This is a genomic window from Lewinellaceae bacterium (assembly GCA_020636135.1).
Classification (GTDB): domain Bacteria; phylum Bacteroidota; class Bacteroidia; order Chitinophagales; family Saprospiraceae; genus JAGQXC01.
The window spans coordinates 1864182-1888621 of sequence record JACJYK010000001.1 but is presented as its reverse complement, the minus strand read 5'-3'; the positions used below and the strand labels follow the sequence as shown (position 1 = coordinate 1888621).

Here is a 24440-nt window from a genome sequence, read left to right as displayed (position 1 = left end):
CTTTGTTGAATACCTGAGGTCGACATAATTGATTTTATGTCCGGGCATTCTTTCAATGATTGTACTTAGAGTCCTTTTTTATCCAGCCGGCCCAATAAAAAGACCAGGGCTATTCCTGCAATAATGGCCAGGCAGGTTGCCCAAACATACGGATTGCCCACGTAGTTAGCCGGCAAAACATTCATCTCTTTGATTACCCGGACATCATGGATTGAAACATTGCCATCCCAGATACCGCGTACCAATTGATTCTGGATTTTATCAAACCAGATACTTGGTGTACGCCAGGGCCATATTTTCCATAATGACCCAACCACAAATCCAGTCATGGCAGCTAAAGTTTGCCGGTGGTAGGTCTTAAACATCCAACTAAGGAATTTGGCAAATGTCAGCAAACCAACAATGCAACCAAGAGCGAAAAAGACCAGGATGCTCAACGCCTGTAAGGAGAAATCTGTGATGACCGTTTTAACGGCAGGAATGACCACGGTGTACAATCCAAGCAATAGCAGCATGAAACTGCCTGAAATTCCAGGCAGGATAAGTGCGCAGATCGCGATACATCCGGAAAGCAATATGTACCACCATGCGGTATTACCTTCTGCCGGGCTTAAGTTGGTAATCACGAAAGCTACCAAAGCTCCACCGAAGAAATATACGAGGGTAAGTCCATCCCATTTGTGAACGCTACGGGCTATCCAAATGGCGGAAGCACTGATCAATCCAAAAAACAAACCCCAGATAACGGGAGGATATTCTTCCAGAAAATGACTGATCACCAGAACACCGAACAATAACCCGGATGCCATGCCTGCAATCAGGGTCAATAAAAAGCGCCCGTCCACACGTTGCCAAATTTCTTTGATTCCACCCTTCTTAAACAGGGATCTGAATATCCAGAGGTCAAATGATTGAATGGCATTGAGCAGTCGCTCATAAATACCTGAGATGAATGCTATCGTGCCGCCTGAAACGCCAGGGATTACTTCGGCAATACCCATGGCTACACCGCGCAAAAGAATTCCCAGCCAGGAGTGTGTTCCTTTTTCGTTATTGATCATATTATTCATTTCATTCGTGAGGGCGACCGAGTACTTTTCCACTTCTGACAGCCTTATCCAGCCATTCATCCGCTTCCCGGTCCCGGGCATCCCAGTTGATACTCAGGTAGTCTCTTAAATCCGGCTGACCGGCATCGACCCAGGCCGAATACCAGACCGACCCTACCGCCATTATGGATTGCTGCATTCGTGCTTCCACCATCCCATCCAGCGACTGCTGGTACTGGGCAGCATAAGCGGCGCAAGGCAACCGCACGATCTGGCTCAGTCGTTCCTCGAAACAATATTGTTCATCTTCCGGTATTTCCCGGCTCAACCTTTTCTCGATCTGCAGTACAGAATCCACAAATGAATTGCTTTCCATAACTACCTCCCAGGCAAATTTGTTTATATCCCGGATGTATTCCGCTTTACCGACTAAAAAGTCATACTGGGTTTCGGCAAACAGCTCAGGGATCCTGGATTCCCAGAAGGCGTGAATACCTACCTGGTCGGTCATCTGTCCATTGTAATTCATGGTTGTATGCAGCGGTACATGAGCGTCGGCAATGTAGTGCCCCAGATCAGCAGACAATCGCAAAACCTGTTTAGGATCATTGTCCAGAAACGCTTTGACCAGGCGGTGGTATTCCAGTGGAATGAAATAGGGTACCACTCCGTGAGCCATAAGTTCATTGTTGATCTGCCAGGAAGCTGTTTTTCCTATTTGAAGGGAATCAGGCCAGGAATCCAGCAACCAAATTTCATCACTCAAATGCCGGGCTGCTTCTGAGGTAATAAACGAAGCCGTCCCCGGATACCGCACAATGAAACTATCAAGAGAAGGAAATGCATCCAATACTTCGCCTTTCTCATCCAGTAATTCGATCGTGTTTTTACCAATAAAAGCTGGCAACCAACTTCTGGGCAAGTCCGGAAATGGTTTCTTTCCCCAATGATCCAGGTCGATGTAATGCCTGGCAGCTTCGCCGATGACGGCATACCTGCGTTTATCCGGATCTACAGCATGTTCGGTAATGTAGTCGATCTCTTGCTTGTACAACGGATACATTTCTTCGGGTAATGTATAAACAGCCGTCCTATTGATGAGACGGTGGCCATAGAAACCCCAAAATGGCATACGCCAGGATCCCGGAACAAAAGAGTATAGCCCCACGCATCCGGCGATCAAAAGAAAGAAAAAATACCGCCATCTATTGTTTAAGGAAGTAGGCATTGCTCTTAAATATCTTCTGCAATATACGTGTTTGGGCCAGGATCCATTGGCCATTATCGGTGACAATCCAATACCTCTCAGTGCGAGCCATATCTTCGACCGGGTAGAAAGACCAGGTTGATTCTGTCAGGTCATTTTTTACGATTGAAATCCGGCAATATGGGGACTCGGCCAGAATTCGTATCTGATCCCTGGGAGCATCTTCAAAGGATTCAACACCGACATCCAGGAGATCAAACCAATAATTGCGCATAAGCACATCTGAGGTGTTTTCAACAGGCTTCACTCCGGACAAAACCAGATGCCAGCTTTCTCCCTGTTTTTGCATGGCAAATCCGGACGTATCCCGTTGCGGATAACTTACAGTAATTCGATTAACTTCATTCAGGTCAAAATGAAACAGATGCCGGTCTCTCCATTCATTGATTCCCATGACAAACCGTGACCGTAATGCCCCCTGCCAGCCGGGAATATCAATAACCAAAGGAATACCGTCAGGTTCTGCCATATAATAGGTCCCTTGTTCATCTTCAGTTACTCCTCCGATGTAAAAGGTCCGGACGGCTTTGCCATTGGTAAAGATGTTCACTTTAACACTTTGAGTAGCCAGGTCAGCAAGTATTGTTGGTTGAGAAGCTTCAGTAGGTATGAACCGAACACGCATCCTTTCTATGGTCTCCAACAGTGTTTTTACCGGCGGGTCCCATGCAAATAAGCTGTCGTTAAGCGTCCAGTGGTCCCTTTCCTTCTTCAGATCCGCAATCGTACCATCCCGATAGACAAGTTGTATCCGGTCAATCCGGGCCACATTCGTGCTGTTGACCACGTATGCGGAGTCATGATTGGACCTGTGACACGATACCAGGATAAAAGATAAACATACGACTAGGATCTTATGCATAGGTGCCAGCTTCCAGGGGTCTGCCGTAGCGACGTCTGCGCCACCATTGATACAAAAGTCCAAAGATAAGGAGAATCAGCAATGGGCAAGCTACATTGATCAATTGCCACTTCCCCCTCTCCTGGTCCACCTTGGCTGTATTCAACAGCCGTAGCCTCACTTCTTTGGCTCTCGCATCAATCAGGCCATCTTCGTCAAGCAGGTAATCAATGGTATTCAGGATGAAGTCCTTATTTCCCTCATAGACACGATTCTCATCCCGGTTGAAGCCCAGGGGGAAATATTGCGATTCGTTTCGCATTTGATTCTTAATGATATCCCCATCGCCTACAATGACCATTTTTGTGGCTTTGCTGGTGGCCATGAATGGTTCCCCGATGGCTTCAAGCCCTTGTTCCATTTCCGGTTTTACCCGGTTCTCAAAGTAAGAAGGAAACTCACCTTCCAACAGCACCGCCATGGTTTGACCCGGATCATTGAATGCTTCCGGCGGTGTAGGTTGACGGAGCATATCAAAGCTTAACCTTAAGGGGGTATTCATAAATTTGGAATAGGGTCCGGAGGTAAAGAGAATGGTTTTCTTAATCTCCGTCTTGGTCCTGATCGTATCCAGCGTCGATGCGAAGAACAAATTGATGGGATTTATATTCTTGACGATTGGATGTTCGCTTTCAGGCAATACCACCGGAAAAAAATAATAGGGAAAAAGTTGTGTTTGAGGTTTATCACCCTGCATGCCGGTAATCAACTGGATTGAAGAACAACTGTAATCCAAAACAAGATTGTAATTGTACCGGACTCCGTAACGGGTCAGCAGGCTGAACAAGTTGACATCATTAGGAGGTGGAATGAACTCATTACGGTCGGCCAGGCTGTCCAGGTCGGCCTGTACACCGTCGATGAGCCAGATGACTTTCCCCCCATTCATGATGTATTGATCTATTTTGTAAAGGTCTTTATCGGTAAATGGAAGATGCGGTTTGGCGACGATCAATAAATTGACATCGGGATGGATACGGTATTGGGTGGTAAGGTCAATACGGCCCGTATTGTAGGAGGGCCTCAGCAAGGCTTCCAATGCCTGGGTTTGATGGGGCAGCAATTCACCATGGCCGGACGTAAACAGAATGGATTTTTTCTGCTCCTGGATCAGTTTCTGAATTGCATTGGCAAATTTGTATTCCAGCTGACTGATGGAATTGTTGAAGGTTATTTCGGGTGGAACTCCCGGTATATTTGCTTCCAGTAAATTGACATAGGTATAACGCTCTCCGAAAGAAACAATCGCATAGGGGAAAGCTGCCACCTCCTTGACTTCATTTTTTCGACGGATGCGTACGTTTGTAGGTACCATCCCATCTTTTTTCAGGGCTTCGAATCGCTGTCTGATCTCTTCTTCGGAACCGGAGTTCGGGTCTTCATAAAAAAACTGGATCTTGCGGTTGACCTGTTGAAACTCGGCTAACAAATCATCGGTGGCGTTTTGTAGTCTTCTTAATTCTGCTGGTATTTCCCCAGAAAGTAACACTTTGATGGAAATGATATCCGGAACGCGTTTCAATACTTTGTTGGTAGCAGCTGAGAGTGTGTAGCGACTGTCATCCGTCACATCCCATTTTTTATATACAAATCCACCAATCAGATTCAGTGCAACCAGAACGGCAGCCAGGACAATCCAATGTAGTAATGGTTTTTCTCTGGAAATCAGTTGCATCAAGGTATCGGTTTTATCAGGTTCGTGAAGCCAGCACCATATGACTTGCTTCGACGGATAACAGGATCAGTGTAAAGAAATACAAAAGATCCCGGGAGTCAATAACACCCCGGCTGATGGATGAATAATGTGCGTCAATGCCAAACTGCTGAACAATGTAATCCCATGTTCCGACCCATCCGGGTAATTTGCTTATGAATACAAAACCCCATTGCAGTATAAAACACATAAACACTCCCGTGATGAAGGCAATAATCTGGTTAGAGGACCAGGTGCTGGCCAGCATCCCTATGCCGGTAAAACTGGCTGCCTGTAACGCCAGACCGAGGTACGCTGACAAAGTCTCTCCGCCATCAACCATGGCCGGTGTTGCAGCCAGTGATTTAAGACTGATATAGTATATCAAAGTAGGCAATAACGTAATCAGGACCAGACTTAGATAAGCCAAGTATTTCCCCCAGACCAGCGCAGCAAGCGTAATCGGTCTGGTCAGTAATAATTCCAGGGTTCCGGTCTGTGACTCTTCGGCAAATGACCGCATCGTTATGGCAGGGATCATGATCGTAAGGATGGTAGGTGCCAACCTGAAGAAAGACTCAAGTGATGCATATGGATAATCAAGTACACTGTATTCTGGAAAAACCCAGGTCATCAATCCCATGACCAGCAAAAAGAAACCGATGACAATGTAAGCGATGAGTGAGCTAAATAAAGATCTGATCTCCTTGCGGTAGATACTCCACATCAGGCATGAGTTAATTCACGAAATACATCTTCCAGGCTATTATGCTCCTGGTACATCTCCAGGATACGGAGATTGTGGGCAACAGCAAAGTCAAAGAGATGCGTACGCAGGTCTTCCTGCTCTCTTTGTCGTATGGTAAGTCTTTGTTTATCGATCATCTCTACTTCGCGGAGATATTTGTCTTTCTTGAAATATTCTAATGTCAATGGGCGATCAAATTCGACCACAATGCGTTCGTGCGATTTAATTTGCTTCTTCAACTCAGCCGTTGAATTATCGGCAATAATCTTCCCTTTATGGATGATGATCACGCGGTCGCACATCGCCTCAACTTCCTGCATGATATGCGTGGAAAGCAGAATGGTTTTACCCTGCTGACGAATGATCTCCCGAATCTCCAGGATTTGATTGGGGTCCAACCCGGTGGTAGGTTCATCCAAAATCAGGACCTGTGGATCGTGTATTAATGCCTGCGCCAATCCAACCCGTTGCCGGTATCCCTTGGAGAGTTCCTTGATCAGCTTGTGGGCATGCGATACCAGACCGGTTTGTTGGATGATATCGGTAATGCGCGCCTGTCGATTCGGAATATGATAGATCTGCGAGACAAAATTCAAATACTCCTGAACGAACATATCCCCGTACAATGGATTGTTCTCCGGCAAATAACCTATCAACCGCTGGATGCCAATCGGGTTTTTCCGCACATCCAAACCACATACCGAAGCATGACCTTCCGTCGGAGGCATCAGGCAAGTCAAGATCTTCATCGTTGTTGTCTTTCCCGCACCGTTAGGTCCAAGAAAACCGACGATCTCTCCTTTCTTGATGGTAAAGGATATGTCATTTAATGCCTGGTTAGAGCCGTACCATTTATGGAGGTTCTGTACCTCAATTGACATATTAACAGGGATTATAATATAAAAGTAATTGAATCATTCAGCGTACACAACTAAATAACAAAAAAAGTGCCTGTAATATTTCAGTGCTAAAGGTTGGTACCTTTTATTTAGAGACGCATATATGTTCAGCCGGCCAAATGATATTATCCCTCTGAAAGAATGTCCAAATTATCACCTGGTGTTCGCCGACAGTCACGCGCTAATTGCAGGTTTATTATGAAAAAGGAAATATGTTATCGGGTATTAATATCCTGTTATTTCCGGTGAGTCCGTAGCAATTCAGTAATAAGCATTTAAAGAAAAAGGATGCTGCCCAATGAGTATCAGGGCAACATCCTCTTATCTATTTATACAGACATGCTTTATCAGTCAAAGTTCATTTCAGAGCATTTTGTTAGTTAACCCTGACCATCCGTTTATTGAGCACTCCTGATGCCGTTTCAAGCTGATAAAACAAGACACCTTTCACTTCCGGAATGCTACCAGCCTCCAGGGTAATCAAATGATTTCCTCCTGAATAACTGCCGGTCACCCGGTAAAGCTCCTTGCCCGTCACGTCCATTACCCGCAGGGTTGCTGTCATGCTTTCTGGCAACCAGAAGCCAATCTTCGTCTCCCCACTGAATGGGTTCGGCGTATTCTGATAGAGCTCAGGCGTCCTTATCCCTTCTCCCTTTACCTTTTGTCCCGGTGACGCCGATCCAGTTCCCGACTTCGTCAACGGACTGCTGTCCTGGCAGGCATTGCCAGTGTTATCCTGTAGCAGCAACGTCGTAGTACAGAAGTCCTTGTTACCGGCTTCGTCGATCACCCAGATCTCCACTTCAATCTCCTGGGAACGACCATCCGGGATGTCCGCACAGGTGAACGTGATACTTGGTGTCTCTCCGTCTTCCGTGAAGCTCAGGATCAGGTTGTCGGCCGTCGTACAGTTGTCGTAGCTGCCGGCATCGAAGTCCGCAGCCCATACCTCGACCTCGCCCGAAGGACTCATCACCACCGTAGCGATGCCATGGTAGCAATAAGGCGTTGGGTTCTTGCAGTCTCTGATCGTAAATGTCGTATAACAGCTGTCCTCATTGCCACAGCGATCCTTGCCTACCAGCCAGACACCATACGTGCCTACCGCCAGTTCTGCTGTTAATTCATGACCTTGTCCGTAAGCTACCGGAGTGGTCTCATCGGCCAATACCGTGTAGCGGTATTGGATCTCATCTTCTGCTGCACAGTTGTCTGTGCCTGAAGCCAGCAACTCGTACCGTACCGTCGCTGCATCGCAGTTGTTGTCCAGGATGCAGGTCTCTTCCAGCTCATTGCATACGATCACCGGTGCTTCGTCATCCACCACCTTGATCACCTGCAGATAGGTCATGTAACCATCTCCGTCATCCTTCAGATTGCGGTGGATGCAGCATCTGCTCTCACTCGCTACCAGACGGTCGTCGACGATCACATCCGGATAGCGGCTATTGATGTCTGGTGAATAAACACACCAGTCAATCAGCTTCCACGTCCGTAAGATCTTGTAGCAGCCTTCCGTCACATCGTAACGCTCATCCGAGTACGTCACCCCGATCAGCTCACAGTCGTCGTCGCTGATCTCCGGATAACCTGCGCCCGTGCGGTCTGCCGCCAGACTGCCCGGGTCAGTGCAGTTCACCACCACATCTGCCGGGAAGATCACCTCAAAGTCGGAGCGTGGCTTCACATACAGCGTCTGTGTGTCGTGTGCCGTGTTACCACATTTATCGGTAGCCGTCACCGTCTTGGTCAGCGTCCCTACCCCACATTCGTTCAGGCTTCCACTGTATTCCACTTCCGTTTCCGGCGCCCAGCAGTTGTCCGTGATCACCCAGTCTTCCGACGTCTCGTCAAAGTAGCTTTGCGGATCCGGGTGTCCACCGTCCGGGTTGTCGTATTTATCCAGCATCAGCCACAGCCGGCAGTAGATCGGCTGCCAGTTGTGATCGTGGTACCAGTAGCTGTATTCATCGCAGTTCACGCCGCCGACATAATTGGACTCGCCGCATACCGAGCCACCGTAATAGCCGAAGTCTCCGCCATCCCACGGGATCTCTACGCAGCAAACCGTCGTTACTTCTACCGGAGCACCTGAAGTGTTCCATCCTACTGGGTAGATGTAAGGATCTGCGCAATAGGTAGCCAGTGCATCTTCACCTTCACATACATCATGCGTAAAGGAGGCGCCATGGCCTTTCACCGTTGCGGTTTTGGTGCCTCCGGCATAGGGCTTCGTCAGCTCCCACCAGTAGGGAACACCGTCACAGTAAACCGTCACATCCTCAGGAGCAACCACCACCGGTGGTGTCTTATCGTCCTTAATCACCTCGATCATGCAATCGCTGTATCGAACCGGCGTATAGTAGGGTGTAGTTAGATTCAATCGTTTGGTAATCTCTGCTTCGGTCCGGTAGGGTTCGAAGATACGATTCTTCCAATCTTCCACTCCTTCTTCTGTGATGATTTGCCATGAACAAATTCCCCATGGAACCGGACTATGGGCGTTCAATAATTCTGGTAATTCCAATTCCAAAATTGAATTACTCGGTAATCCAGCGAGGCCGCATCCGGAATACCCTCCTTCAGTTAATTGAGGCATAATATCTAAATGCCCATAAACACCCGCAATGGCCAAAACAGGAAAATCATAGTGCAAATAATCGCCTTCACAAGTGATCAGATAGCGCGGATCTCCATAGTGAATGAATTCATCCAGCTTCCACAAGTAGAAAGCCTGGAACACATGGGAGTGATTGTACCAATACCATTCGTGTTCGCCGCCATAGAAGGTATGTGGATCATATACAGGCAGGTCACAAGCCTCATAGACCCGCAATACTAATTGTTCACGACCACATTCTGTTACATCAATATAGTCATCGAAAACAAACGTGTTGATCCATTCTTCGATATAGGTTTCATACCCATCCTTGTCTGCATTATATGCGCTTTCCCCGATGCATCCGATGAAGAAATCATGCCAGTAATTCCGCCAGTAGGTCACACTATCCATATTAGCCACCGCAAAGTGTAACTGCTCACAACAATTGTCGTGGCTGCCATCATCAAGGTCCTTGGCGTAAACCCGCGCCCAACATTTTTCCGGATCCAGGGTAACCTGGGTAATCTCGTCGCATACCGGTGTCGGAGGTGTATTATCTTCAATCAATGCCTTACGGTACACCACACTTTCATTCCAGCAGCGATCGCGAATCACATAACGAATCCAATGCCAACCCTGAGGAAGATATACGGTAGCTTTTCCTCCTTCCGCGATTTCGCCAGACAAGAGCGTTGTTGATCCCGGATGAGCCTGATCCTGGTAAGATACTTCATACAACACCGTAAGCTGATCGTCACACTCTTTGACCACCAAATCCCGAATGTCCGGGATATCCAGGTGCGCTTTACAATCGTGTGGGTCACTATAACCCACCAAGTTATAATCATCCTTCAACCGTAACCCTGTACTAAACCGGATATTGTCTACATAATACGCTTTTGAGGCTAGAACTTGATCGACCCGGCTCCTGAAGGAAATTTTGGTAATTGGATCCATCCCGGACACCACACCAAAGAATCCATCGGCAGGCAACATAGCGATCTGAGAGGTTTTCCCTGACATGGTTTGTAATTCCACATCTAGATTAACATTTTCACCACTGGCGGCATAAAGGAACTCCGCTGAAAATGAAGTTACCGGAATTTTGAACCGCAATTCAACATGGTCGGCTTCACTGCCAAACTCCAGGGCATGCTCAAAAATGGCTGCAGGCGTGCCATCCACAGCACCCGGACCCACAAAGGGCGAAGCATCGATTATATCAAATAAAACCGGATAATAGAGGTTGTCCACCACCCTTTGGATGGAGAAATAGTCCAACTCCAATGGCTCATCTGCAAAAGAAACATCTTGTTTGAATTGGTTAAAATCTTCCAATACAATGTCCTGATCTCCGGTAGCATCTGTCCAAGACTGGAGGTCGGTAAACGAGACCATCCCTGAAATAGGAGCTTCAACTTTGGTGATCAGAGCATGCGGATCGATCTCCGGGCCCTTGGTATCTGAAAACTTAAACCACTGAACACAGGTGAAATCACTGCCCCTGCACCAGTCGTAAATGTGCCAGGTACGACGGATCTTATACGAACGTCCGCAAGTCGGCAAAACATGATCTTCGTATTCAAATAGTATCTGGCATTTACCTTGTTTGTCAAATTGAGGTCCTGAGGCAGAACGCCCGGGGATGAAATACGCATCCGGCTGACCTTGTAAGGCACTGACCAAATACGGTGCCGGAAAATAACCTTTCCCATCCGTGGGCCAAGGATGAGCATATCCCTGGTCATCGAGATAGGTGTCCCCTTTTTCTCCGGTATTCCAGAGAAGCTCCACTTCTTTATTGTCGTGAATCACCGTAGTTGTACACTCTATTTCTACATCATCCGGGCATACCAATTGATCAAGCGATTCACGGATGATAAAGATGGTGTCATTGCATTCCACGAAATTACCCCATACATCGGTGGCCCGTATTACCCGTGCAACATAACCACTGAGCGGAGAGTCTGTATCGCAATCAAAGCTTTCCCATTTACGGCTAACGATTTCAACTTTTGGATCGCCGTAAGCACTGCAATTATCACCTACCACCACCTTAGCAGCCGCATTTTCTGCATTCAAACAAGACACTGTCGTGTTGGAACATTCGATGATCGGAGGATATTTGTCTTCAACTTTAATGGTTCCCCAACAACTATTTTTGTTGACTAAATCGATCACCCGGTAGGTCATTTCAGCGCCAATGTGTGAAACATCGACCGTACTGGCCGGATCGAACGTATTCGTACCTTTTGGATACGATAATTCTACCAATAAGTGGTTGGCACATTCAGCCGTCGTGATCAATTCTTCGGGTTCAATATTCCTAAGGCATTGGCCATTCATGGAAATATTGACCCGGTCATGACACGTGAAGGTATTGTCTGACTGGGTTGGCAAACCCAACGGAATGAGGCAAAGAACCGAGTCTTCCAACACACCATTGCGGAACAACTTCGTTTGATTTACTGCAACATTTACCGTGGTTACTGAAATATCATCGATGTACCAGCCATTGATTCCCGAACCACCTACAAATTGGTCGGATAGGAATCTGAATCTGAATTTCACCTGCAGTCCGATAAACGAGTACAGTGAGATTTTAGACTCGACAAAATCCGTCGTTCCAAAATATCCTTCACTGCTTCCACCAAAAAGGGGGCGGAAAAAGGAACCCGAATTTTCGGTATAACCGTTTTGAACCATGTATGGCTGTGCATCATACCAGGTGCTGCCGCCATCCAAAGAGTACTCAACAACACCACCATCCCAACCGGATTCTGTCTCAAACCGATGGAAAAAGGATAACTCGCTGTTCTTCGTCACTGAGATTGGATCTGTAACCAACGCATTATCTGAAGGACTGTCAAAATCAACCGCATACCAGGATGCAGCCCCCTCATGAGCAAGCGTATTGGATTTACTCCAGTTGGTTAACCCACTAAGGTTTTCGACCGCAACCATTGGTGACGCCTCGGCAGTTTCTGAAAATAGCGTTGCCGGAAGATCCCAGATACAGCTATCTGCTGTCACCTGATAGGATACGGTTAGGGTGTCCGTACCCATGCAAGCCAGGGGACCAAAAGAAACGGTATCTCCGGACAGCGTGCCTCCACTAACGTAGGTAAGTCCAGCACCGATGACATCCTCCACGGTCAGTCCAGAGTTGGTCCCATTGCCACAACCGCAGGACAATGAAATATTAATCGTACCAACCTCACCTTCGCGGATTACACCCGGGCTGGTGGTTTTGAAAACCGTAACAGTCGTATCTGTTGCAAAAGAGGCGGTGCCATCAAAGCGACTTAATGAACTTCCTTGGTCGGCAGCTATGCCCAATCCCCGGCGGGCAAAAGCATCCCATATCGCACACCGGTAAAGACCATTATACCGCAATTCATCCGCTCTTAATATTGCATCCCGGGCATCAACAAATCCAGGAGAACAGGGGGTGAGCTTCAACGCATCAATGACCAATTGCAAGGCGATGTTATTCCCACCCTGACCATGATACAGATCCTGATCTACGCTTCCTACCTGAGCAATAACGTTCCAGGTCATATCCCAGAGCATGGTCGCCCAGACCGTTCCGACCCCATGTGGCGTAGTCAATAGCGCATTATCCGGCAAGTTCGCATAGGTCTCGGGATTGATCGACATATCATAGGAATAAGGAAATGGTCGGATTCCAAAGCTATTGCTGGCCTGATTTAATGCATAGGTCCCAATTGGTCTGGCATCATTTGGTGCTGCCGAGTTCCAGTCAGTTGTCAGCATCAGCGCAAAATAATCGCTCCAGCCTTCCCCCATTTGCTCTTCATTTCCAAGGCATCCGATATTGGGTCCACCCACGAGACGTGTTGAAATACCATGGCCGTATTCGTGGGTAATAATCCCGTTGTCCAGATCACCGAGCTTAAAAGCTACCGGACCACCAGTGGTCATGCTTACGTTGACGGTACCGTTGGGCAATGCTTTAAGCGTAGCACCATCCTCCATCGAAATCATCACTGCGGGCATGGTGATCGAGTTATCAGTGCCCCCCATAGTTGTAGGAGCACCTATATTATTCTGAACGACAATAAGACCTACGGCACCAGCGGCTTGAGCATTTAGTGCTTTTATGGTAAAAGAACAGGTACCTCGGTCGACCATGGCAATGGCTCCGGGAGGGAAGCCGGCAAACTCTGCAGCAGAACAACCAATCCCACCGGTGTAATATACGTTTGCCGTGACCGGTCCTACATCAAATAATTTATTATTGACGCTAAAACCACTTTCGATCGATTCAAAGGTGGTTATAATGGGACTGTTAACCAACAATGGGGCAACAGGGGCAGACTCCCAAACATACATTTGCATCCGGGGTGCATTCCCGTCCACTGGGGTGAAAAAGTTGGCATTGTTTCTGGCTCCTACCCTGAAAGCATCCAGGGCTTCGGCACGAACAGCATCGTTACCCTGGCCTCCCCGGCCGAGATTATCGACCTGAAAGTTACCGGCCGCTTCATCGAAACCATACTGATAAAAAATGTCGTGATTCAAATTGTTCCAGAAAAACAAATTGGTAATGGCGGCATCGATGTTCGTTCTTGGGTGATTGTTCAGGTCGAGTGGGAAGTCAAACTGCAGAGAAGCACCACCGTCCGGTGAATAGCGTCCATTGAGGACACCCGGAGCCGGTAATGAGGGGTTTACATTAGATGTGTCTTCGTAAGCATACGTGTTATTACCACGAGTATAGGTATAGATTTGCGTCCCATCATTTTGCCACATTAATGTGCCGGCTGGGTTACCCGGCCCATTTCGGTCCCAAGGGTCGGCAACGAGCGTACGGCTTCCGAAACTTGGTGCTTCGAGGGGCAGGTCAAAAACGCGATAGCCCGCACTCATCATCGGCATATTCATGCCAAGAATACGGGGACTATCTTTCTTTGTTGATGTTTGTTTGATCGAATGCGACGATCCCGGAATATGATCGTGGTCAACGGCAAAACACTTTATTACTGCATCGTATTTTGACATGATTTTGCCATCCATGGCATCCACAAATACATGCCAGATGCTCTGACTGTCCGGATTTTCCAGAACGACTTCCCAAACAAGATGAACCTGCTTGGAATTACGGCCGGCATCCTGCATCCATTTTAGTCCTATCGTTGGCTGCTCCTCATTCGGATGGATCGGGGCATAAGCATATTTAATCGGCAACCCACTGGAATTGTATTCAATTTTTGGCGTACCCATCTGGCTTGGTAAAACCATCCGAACTTCAAGCGCGGCTGTTCGCATTGCTATGTCCGAGTTCAGTTGTGGATTTGTCCTTGAAACCTTTGATTCAATGTATGGTATGAACCGGGAGTTGAAATTTACGATTGATCCATTTCTTATGGCGGCATTTATTATCCCACCTTCAACAGGAATCCCTTGGAAATACTGGCTGAGATAAACATGGGTTACATTCAGTCCGGATGTCGTGTAAGAACTACTCACCTTTGCTTCGGACAGGTCACTTGAGGCATGGGTTTTGGAAGCTTCCCTGATGACCAGGTCTCTTAGCGAGATAGTGCTTTGAGCTTGTAATGAAATGGTAAAAATCAACAGTTGGGTTACACTCAAAAATCGGCAGAATCTCTTCCAGGCGTGCATACATCTTGGTTTTTCGGTTGCTGAATAATAACAGGACTTTAACCTGTTATAAAAATCAAATATATATAATTACTATTAATGTGTACTCATTTCATTGAACCAAAATTGAATCCTGGTACGATAAAATAACATGTCCGAAATTCAATAATGAATGAGGTATGAAATAGTAAAAACGATGAATTTAATATCCAAAACTGTAGAATAATAACGTATCGGATACCATAGAACACCACACTTACTGACGATTGCTTTCGCAATGCCATGTCTCTTCAGAGTCTCCTGACTCTCCTTTGTCACTAAGATGTCAGGATTTACGATCGATCTTTTGCCGTTGTCCGCATATTGGGCTGGCGATAGCTAGTGCGTTGTTAGTATTAATTAATCCACCTTCACCATCCTACTGACGAATGCTGGCGCATTGTCAGCATACCTATCAATTCACCTTGTCCATCCTACTGACGAATGCTGGCGCATTGTCAGCATCCCTATTAATTCACCTTCACCATACGCTTATTCAATACCCCTTTCTCCGTTTCTACTGACGCTCCCTTCGGTCGGTCAGCACCGGTCAGCATTGGTTAATTCACCTTTACCATGCTACTGACGAATGCTGGCGCATTGTCAGCATACCTATCAATTCACCTTCACCATGCGTTTATTCAATACGACTTTCTCCGTTTCTACTGACGCTCCCTTCGGTCGGTCAGCACCGGTCAGCATTGGTTAATTCACCTGCACCATGCGTCTGTTCAATACCCCTTTTTCGGTTTCTACTGACGCTCCCTGCGGTCGGTCAGCACCGGTCAGCATTGGTTAATTCACCTTTACCATACGCTTATTCAATACCCCTTTCTCCGTTTCCAGTTGATAGAACAGTACCCCCATCACTTCCGGAATACTGCCAGATTCCAGGGTAATCAGATGATTACCTCCCGAATAGTTACCGCTCACACGGTACAGCTCCTTACCCGTCACATCTATCACCCGCAGGGTGGCTGTCATGCTCTCCGGCAGCCAGAATCCGATCTTCGTCTCTCCGCTGAATGGGTTCGGCGTGTTCTGGTAGAGCTCTGGCGTCCTTAACCCTTCTCCCTTAACCTGTTGCCCCGGCTGCGCCAATCCAGCTCCTGACCCGGTCAACGGACTGCTGTCCTGGCAGGCATTACCTGTATTGTCCTGTAGTAGTAGCGTGGTCGTACAGAAGTCCTTATTTCCCGCTTCATCGATCACCCAGATCTCCACCTCGATCTCTTGAGATCTGCCATCCGGGATATCGGCACAGGTGAAGGTTATGCTTGGTGTTTCTCCGTCTTCCGTAAAGCTCAGGATCAAGTCATCAGCCGTCGTACAGTTGTCGTAGCTGCCGGCATCGAAGTCTCTAGCCCATACTTCAACCTCCCCCGATGGACTCATCACCACCGTGGCGATGCCATGGTAACAATACGGCGTTGGGTTCTTGCAGTCTCTTATCGTGAAGGTTGTGTAACAACTGTCCTTGTTCCCACAACGATCCTTACCCACCAGCCAGACACCATAGATGCCGACGGCCAGTTCTGCTGTTAATTCATGGCCTTGTCCGTAAACTACCGGTGTCGTCTCATCGGCCAATACCGTGTAGCGGTATTGGATCTCATCCGCTGCTGCACAGTTGTCCGTGCCTGAGGCCAGCAACTCATAGTTAACCGTCGCTGCATCGCAGTTGTTGTCGTAGATACAGGTCTCACCCAGCTCATTGCATACAATCACCGGTGCTTCGTCATCCACCACCTTGATCACCTGGATGTATTCCATAAACCCATCACCATCATCCTTCAGATTCCGTACAACACACTGACGCGCTTCTCCGGCCAGCAGCCGGTCATCCACGATCACATCCGGATAGCGGTTATGGAGGTCCGGTGAATAAACACACCAGTCGATCAGCTTCCAGTGCCTTAAGATCTTATAACACCCTTCCGTTACATCGTAGCGCTCATCCGAGTACGTCACCCCGATCAGCTCACAATCGTCGTCGCTGATCTCCGGATAGCCCGCTCCTGTGCGGTCCGCTGCCAGGTTCGCTCCATCCGTACAGTCCACCACCGCATCTGCCGGGAAGATCACCTCAAAGTCGGAGCGTGGCTTCACATACAGGGTCTGCGTGTCGTGTGCGGTGTTACCACACTTGTCCGTAGCCGTCACCGTCTTCGTCAGCGTCCCTACCCCACATTCGTTCAGACTGCCGGTAATCTCCACTTGCGTATCCGGCAATGAACAGTTGTCTGTGATCACCCAGTCTTCCGCTGTATCCTCAAAGTAGCTTTGTGGATCCGGATGACCGCCATCCTTATTGTCGTATTGATCCAGCAGCAACCAGATCTGGCAATAGATCGGCTTCCAGTCGTGCGACAACTGGGGTATGATCGTCGCCAGTCCATCCACACAGGCGTCGTACGCATATCCTTCCACCTGGGGTCCTCCGTAATAGCCGTATTCACCACCATCCCACGGTTGCTCCACGCAGCAACTCACCACGTCGTAACCACCATTGGGCGGCGTCAGGATCGTGAACACCAGTTGTGGCGTGATGCAATGATCACTCAGCACATCACCGCCTTCACAGACATCATGCGCAAAGCTTGCTCCTTCTCCTCCTAATTCCACCGACTTTGTCCCGTAATCGTAATGCTTGGTGACCGTCCAGTTGTAAGGTACGCCGTCGCAGTACACCGTAACATCTTCAGGTGCTACCACCACCGGTGGTGTCTTGTCGTCCTTCAGCACCTCGATCCAGCAGTCGTTGTATTTCGTCTTCAGCAGATCCGTGTACATGAAGTTTTGTTTCACCTTCAGGCCCACCAGGATCTCCGGTATGTTGTCTACAATGCACTCGCCAATGTCTGCATTCAGGATGTTCTGCAGTTCCAGCTCGATCTGATCCAGCGTCATCTTGTTCAGCTGTACAAACTGACCTTTGTCTTTGTAGTATTCCACCAGGCACCATACATAACGCAGGTACAGCGACTCATTCGTGATGCAGCCCAGCAATGGGAAATAATCATCCCAGCAGGCATTCATCAGCTCGTAGAAGAAATGCTCCTGCTTCGTGTCGATCGTCCACTGGTAGACCGCCGTAGGTGTACCCCCCGGTGTCGTCTGATAGATCGGTGGCAGGATGCACGTCACGTTCTTCTTGATGTGTTCGTCGTAGGGCCGTAGTCCACAAGCTTCGTACACCCGCAGCACAACCTGGTCTTCTCCACACTCCGTCAGGTCTTCAACCACATCAAACGCACACAGGTTCATCCATACCTCATGTGCCACCCGCATGAACGACACCAGGTTGGGAGCCTCGGTCTCATAAAGGCCCAGGCCGTCAAATGGAATGTCTACTCCGAAATATTCTTCCGTCACCGACGACAAAAACTCCTGGAACTGCGCTTCGTAGTAGTCTACGCTATCTTTCAGCGCCACCGCATAATACAGCTGATCGCAGCAGTTGTCGTGGCTGCCGTCATCCAGATCCTCCGCGTTGATCCGTGCCCAGCAGCTCGCCGGGTCCAGGGTCACCTGCGTGATCTCATCACACACCGGCGTCGGAGGCGTCGCATCCAATACCTGCACCGTGATCCCCGGCACCAGCGTCGTGAACAGGGATCTGAAGCCACCTACCCCAAATAAATTTTCCGGCAACACTTCCAAACTCGTATTCCAGCACGCATCCACCAACCGCAATTTGATGGTAAAAACTCCTTCCGGTAAATAGATGTCTGCCGGCAGCGTACCGCTCAATACCGTCGTCTTACCAGGATGGCCCGCGTCGGCTACTTCTACCTCATAACCCACTTCAAAGTCGTTGCAGTCAAAGAAGTATTTTTTTACATCCGGAAGATGTACATGTGCCTTACAGTCGTGCGGCTCCGTATACGCCAGTACCGTAAACTTATCCGCCAGGTCAAGCAACGACGTCGTATCCATTTCCGATCTGCCCAGGTCGAAATAATCAAAGAAATTCAGGAACGGCGCTATCGTATCTTTGACGATGATCCATTGCTCACACGTCGTATCCCGGTGTCCGCACCAGTCGTAGATCGTCCACGTTCTCCTGATCTTCCGCGATTTGCCACAGATCTCAAATACCTTATCCTCGTATTCCGCTATCGTATTGCAGTGCGCATTCGCCAGCCCCGGGAACAGCTCGTAGTAATAATCCGGAACCCACAGCGGACTCGTCCCGCCATCCAGCGTCTTGATTTCCGGATAAGCCGTAATGGGGGTATTGTACAGGAACCGCGTGATCACCTGTAAGGTGAAGGGATCCAAAGCCTCCAGATCCAGCTTTATACTGCCTCCAAACAATTCTTTGGCCAGAGAATCCAGTAATCCGTACTGCTTGTACAGTTCCAGCAGCGTGCACTCTACCTCGATCGTATCCGGACAGATCAGGCTGTCCAGGTTATTCCGCTCGATCCAGATCTCCTGGGTGCATTCGTTGTGGTTGCCCCATGGATCGCTGCTCCGGATCGTTCGCGTGATCTTGCCACTGAATAACGAATCTTCGCAGTGGTAGTCTTCCCAGATCGAATTTACCAGGTCTACCCGCGCCGGATAAGGACCACAGTCGCTCACCAACGTTTCGAGGTATTCTTCAGAGGATAGAATAGCCGCTTCCAGGCACGTCAGCGTATCGTTCTCGCAACGGATGACCGGGCCCAGCTTGTCTTCCAGCTTCAGCGTACCCCAGCATTTGCCGCCCGACTGGATGTCTTCCACCACATAGGTCAACGTCTGTCCGACGTGTTCGTACGTCAGGGTAGCTCCCGGGATGGGTGTCAGTGATCCCGGTATAAATACTTCGCAGTTGTAGCGGTCGATACAGCCGGCGCTGCCGGTAACCAGCACATCACGGGCCGTGATCACACGCTGGCAATCGCTGCTCAGGCTGATGTTCACATGATCCTGGCAAGAAAGGCCTGCTGCCGCTCGTTTGGCACCGGATTGCAACGATTGGGCCTGGCCGTTCTCCAGAACCGTGATCGTAAACGAACACGTGTCTTTTTTGGTGGGTGCATTGCTCGCCTCGAATTGGACCGTATACATCCCGAAGTCCAGGATGCTGTCCGATGCGGGGCCGGTAAGCTGCGTGATCACCGGCGTACAATTGCTCATCACCGTAGGGTCCGGGTAACTTACTTGTACCTCACAGGCAAAAGGATCCGCTGTCACTGTGATATCCGCAGGACACGTGATACTCGGGGTGTCGCAACATAAGATATTCGGGTCAGCTACCGTCACCATCGATAGGCAGGAGTCCCGGTTACCGTTGTTATCTACGGCTACCAGGTACACCATATTGGCGCCCAAATTCTGGCAGGTGAAGACCGTTTGACTCAGTGATAAAGATGCTATGCCACAGGCATCCATCGTCGGTGTGGATTCTATATCGGTCGCACTGATACTTACCGATGGATCCGGCATTGTATTCTGGATATTGACCGTTATGTCTTTACAGACCGGAGTAGGTGCATTGTTATCCTCCACCGTAACCGTGGACAGGCAGCCACTGCCATTCCCACTAGGGTCATATACATGAAGGGTGTCTATATTTAAGCCTACATCAGCACAGGTAAATGCGGTCTTACTGGCGGTATATGTTTGAATGCTGCAATTGTCGTTGCTCCCATTATCGAGGTCCGTTGGCAAGATCGAGGCCATGCCCATATTGTCCAGAATGACCGTAATATCTTTACAGCTGGCCATTGGTGCTATATTGTCTCGTACCGTTACTGTTGAAAGGCACGATTTGCTGTTCCCGTTCACATCCGAAACTGTCAGCGTAACCGCATTCCCGCCGACATCCATACAATCGAACGTAGTATCAGAAGCAACGATCGAAGCAATGCCACAAGCATCACTACTGCCATTATCCAGGTCCGACGATGCGATGGTGACCTGGCCCAGATTATCCAACGTTACTGTTATGTTCTGGCAAATCGCCATGGGCCGCGTCGTATCCTGCACCGTCACGGTGGCCGTGCAAGAGTCCGAATTGGCACTTGCATCGGATACCTTTAAAGTCACTGCATTATTGCCCACTTCACCACATGTAAAATCGGCAGGAGTTGCCGCATAACCGGTGATCCCACAATTGTCCGTACTGCCACCATCCACATCGATGCTCACTATCGAGGCCATACCGGAGGCATCCAGGTAAACGGTGATGTTTTGACAATTGGCAACCGGGGAGGTAGTATCATACACCGTGATGGTTGCAGCGCACTTACCTGTATTGCCACTGGGATCTGTTACATACAATGAATCCAGGATGGTACCCAGGTTTGCACAGGATACCGATGAAATTCCCGATAAATAACTCTGAATGCTGCAATTGTCCGTACTGCCATTGTCCAAATCCACCGGATTGATGGAGGCCATGCCCATATTATCCAGATAGACGGTTATGTCCTGACAAATCGCCGTAGGTGGGTTATTGTCTTTTACCGTTACATTTGCAATACAGGAGCTGGAATTAGAACTGTAATCGTAGACCTCAACGGTAACTTGATTTGTGCCTGTATCGGAGCACGTAAAGACTGCAAATGCATTCGTGGTTACACCAAAGCAGTTATCACTGCTACCTCCATCCAGATCAAAAGAAGTTACAACCGCTGTTCCATTGCCATCAAGGCTTACTGTAATGTCTTTACAGACTGCAACTGGACGGGTCGTGTCACGCACCGTAACTGTCGCTGAACATGAGCTGGAGTTGGAACTGGCATCAAAGACCGTAAGTGTTACCGGATTCGGGCCCCTATCACTGCAAGAAAAGCCGGTGCGACTAACTTGTTGGCTAGTCACTGAACAGTTGTCCGTACTGCCTCCACCGACATCTCCGGCAGAGATAAATGCAATACCTCCTCCATCAAGATATACCGTGATGTCCTGACAAACCGCAACCGGACGGGTCGTGTCACGCACCGTCACCATTGCAATGCAGCTCCTGGAATTCAAACTCACATCCGTCACAATCAGCGTGACATTGTTGGAACCAATTTCAGCGCACGTAAAAGTGCTGGGATTGGCGGACAATGCTGAAATGCTGCAATTATCTGTACTTCCTCCATCCACATCCGAACCCGAAATGCCCGCATTTCCACTGACATCCAGATAAACCGTGATATTTTGACACACAGCCACCGGTGAAACCGAGTCCTGAACCGTAACCGTACCCATACATGTTTTACTGTTTGAACTCGCATCACGTACTGTCAACGTCACCGAATTGGCTCCAATATTTGCACACGTAAAAGAGGTAGGGCTGGCAGATATATTGCTCACTGAACAGTTATCGGTGCTGCCTCCATCCACATCGCCTGCCGTAATGTTCGCATTTCCACTGCCATCCAGATAAACCGTGATATTTTGACATACAGCCACCGGTGAAACCGAGTCCTGAACCGTAACCGTCGCCATACAAGTATTGTTGTTTGAACTTGCATCACCAACCGTCAATGTCACTGAATTGGCACCAATATCTGCACACGTAAACGAGGTAGTACTGGCAGATAGATTGTTCACCGAACAATTGTCGCTGCTGCCGCCATCCACATTTCCTGCCGTAATGCTTGCATTACCACTGCCATCCAGATAAATGGTAATATTTTGACACACAGCGGTGGGCCTGGTGGTATCTTGTACGGTAACTACGGAAATGCACTGATTGCTATTCATACTTCCGTCCGTTACCGTTAAGGTGACATTATTGGAGCCGATACCCGCACAGGTGAAGGCAGCCGGGTTTGGCGACAAGTTACTAACTGAACAGTTGTCCGAACTACCTCCATCGATATCGCTGGCAGTGATGCTGGCATTTCCGCTTCCATCCAGATAGACCGTTATATCCTGACAAACAGCAACTGGCCTGGTAGTATCCTCACCGATAATGTTCACTATGCAACTGGCTTCATTTCCAGCTTCGTCCATGACCGTTACCTGCACCATCGTATCCTCAGTAAAGATGGTGCCTGCAAGGACCGATTGACTCCAGACAATATTGGATGGATCGGTGCAATTATCGGTCACCATCCCCACATTTGTCAGATCAGGCACCTGCCCCTGACAACTAAAATCAACAATCGCATTAACACTTGAGGGGCAGCTTAACTGTGGAGGGAAGGTGTCAAGCAAGGTCAGCAATGCCGAACAAGTAGCCGGAATTGCAAGGGCATCTGTAACCGTAAATGTAACAAGGGTATCATTATAGATAGTAACTCCGGGGGCAGGATCCTGGCTTACAGCTACCGGATCCATACAACTCGGATCCGTCATGACCAAACCGGTGTAATCTGGCATGACAAAAGCACAACTTGCGTCGGAATACGCAGAAATCGGATCTGGACAGGTGAATGTACAGCCTATGGTCATGTTTTGAAGCACAATGGCATAATCGTCTCCATCCAGAGAAGTCGTCGACTGCCGTCCTCCGTCCTGCCATGCGATGACAATATTAAATTGTGTGCGCATGCCAATAGAAGAAAATTGCTGAAATCCGGCAGTGGTGGTATTGGCGCGGGTTTCGTCAAATATGCGTTGTCCGGTGGCATCAAAATACTGGAAATACACGCCGAAAAATTCGCCATCCTGCCCATAACTGTTCCAACTAATCAGGAAGGTGCCATTATCATGCATACTTACATCCGGGTTGTCCTGAGCTCCTGCTGTAGTCGTATTAACCAGAAACTCTCCCCCAACCTTTGCCCCTGAACTATTGAACCGCTGAGCATAAATGCCCTCTTCGTCACCATCCTGCTCATCGCTTACCCAGGTGACAATAAATTTGCCTGTAGTATCTCCGGAAATCCTGGGACTGACCTGATTCCCAGATGTATAATTGTTTACTGCAATTTCATTGCTAAGAAAACCACCGGAAGCATCCAAACGACGTAACCGGATTCCGGATAAGGAACCATCCTGTCCGTAACTCTCCCAAACGACATTAAATGCTCCATCCGGGAAAACATGAATATCAGGATAGGATTGAAAACCATTGTTGGAAGTATCAATTTGGATGGGAGCTCCAACCATGGACTGCCCAGTATTAAACCGTTGAGCATAGATATCCAGATCGTCGTCCCATACCGCTACAAAATTCCCAAGTGAATCCATCCCCACCCTGGGAAAGCGCTGGTTTCCAGATACATCATTTGCAAGAGGAAAAGCGCCTCCCGGATTTCCTGTAGCACTAAAAAAATTCCCATAAACATCCCACCCGTCCGCATTGGAATATTGTTGCCAGACAATGATAAACTGACCGCCTGGCGCCATGGTTACGTCCGGATATAATCCCTTATTTGTAGTAACCTGAATTTCGGAGCCGTTGGGTGTTCCGTCACTCAGGTATCGCTGGGCATAGATTCCGTCATTGGTATTTGTGGTATGGTTGGTTGCCCAGACGACGACATAATTTCCTGCCGTGTCCATAGCAACCGAAGCATGCTCTTGCCGGTAGATCGTCGTCGTATTTACAACCGTTTCAGTGCCTTGATTGATCAGCTGAGCATGTAAAAGCCCAGAACCTGCCAACAGGGAGATTAAGAAACAGGTCTTAAGGACCCAGTCTCCAATCCATGTGCATCTCGATCTTTCCACAT

Annotated in this window: 8 protein-coding genes; all 8 read right to left on the bottom strand. The window is 48.5% G+C overall.

Going from position 1 to position 24440, the window contains the following annotated elements:
- Nucleotides 1-65: 65 nt before the first annotated feature.
- Nucleotides 66-1061, bottom strand: coding sequence for a DUF368 domain-containing protein (locus tag H6570_07045; protein MCB9319020.1), 996 nt, complete (start codon nt 1059-1061; stop codon nt 66-68).
- Between the two features lie 10 nt (nt 1062-1071).
- Nucleotides 1072-2277: a hypothetical protein gene (locus H6570_07040; GenBank protein MCB9319019.1), complete on the bottom strand. Its 1206-nt coding sequence runs from the start codon at nt 2275-2277 to the stop codon at nt 1072-1074.
- Nucleotides 2255-3178 (bottom strand): DUF4340 domain-containing protein, encoded by a 924-nt coding sequence (locus H6570_07035; protein ID MCB9319018.1) that lies wholly within the window; start codon nt 3176-3178, stop codon nt 2255-2257. The genes H6570_07040 and H6570_07035 overlap by 23 nt, the downstream gene beginning before the upstream one ends.
- Nucleotides 3171-4892, bottom strand: coding sequence for a gliding motility-associated ABC transporter substrate-binding protein GldG (gldG, locus tag H6570_07030; protein MCB9319017.1), 1722 nt, complete (start codon nt 4890-4892; stop codon nt 3171-3173). The genes H6570_07035 and gldG overlap by 8 nt, the downstream gene beginning before the upstream one ends.
- 16 nt (nt 4893-4908) lie before the next feature.
- On the bottom strand, nt 4909-5637 hold the full coding sequence (locus tag H6570_07025; protein ID MCB9319016.1) for an ABC transporter permease subunit: 729 nt from the start codon (nt 5635-5637) through the stop codon (nt 4909-4911).
- Nucleotides 5637-6539, bottom strand: coding sequence for a gliding motility-associated ABC transporter ATP-binding subunit GldA (gene gldA, locus H6570_07020; protein MCB9319015.1), 903 nt, complete (start codon nt 6537-6539; stop codon nt 5637-5639). Before gldA ends, H6570_07025 begins: the two co-directional genes overlap by 1 nt.
- 394 nt (nt 6540-6933) lie before the next feature.
- Complete coding sequence (locus H6570_07015; GenBank protein MCB9319014.1) at nt 6934-14811, bottom strand: M36 family metallopeptidase; 7878 nt, start codon at nt 14809-14811, stop codon at nt 6934-6936.
- Between the two features lie 813 nt (nt 14812-15624).
- The gene (locus tag H6570_07010) at nt 15625-24438 is read right to left on the bottom strand and encodes an HYR domain-containing protein (protein ID MCB9319013.1); all 8814 of its coding nucleotides are present in this window, start codon (nt 24436-24438) and stop codon (nt 15625-15627) included.
- Nucleotides 24439-24440 lie beyond the last annotated feature (2 nt).

What these genes read in the sequence shown, in the direction of transcription:
- gldA (MCB9319015.1), bottom strand. Translation starts at nt 6,539, where the DNA reads ATGTCAATTGAGGTACAGAACCTCCATAAATGGTACGGCTCTAACCAG.
- H6570_07025 (MCB9319016.1), bottom strand. Translation starts at nt 5,637, where the DNA reads ATGTGGAGTATCTACCGCAAGGAGATCAGATCTTTATTTAGCTCACTC.
- H6570_07040 (MCB9319019.1), bottom strand. Translation starts at nt 2,277, where the DNA reads ATGCCTACTTCCTTAAACAATAGATGGCGGTATTTTTTCTTTCTTTTG.
- gldG (MCB9319017.1), bottom strand. Translation starts at nt 4,892, where the DNA reads ATGCAACTGATTTCCAGAGAAAAACCATTACTACATTGGATTGTCCTG.
- H6570_07015 (MCB9319014.1), bottom strand. Translation starts at nt 14,811, where the DNA reads ATGCACGCCTGGAAGAGATTCTGCCGATTTTTGAGTGTAACCCAACTG.
- H6570_07035 (MCB9319018.1), bottom strand. Translation starts at nt 3,178, where the DNA reads ATGCATAAGATCCTAGTCGTATGTTTATCTTTTATCCTGGTATCGTGT.
- H6570_07045 (MCB9319020.1), bottom strand. Translation starts at nt 1,061, where the DNA reads ATGATCAATAACGAAAAAGGAACACACTCCTGGCTGGGAATTCTTTTG.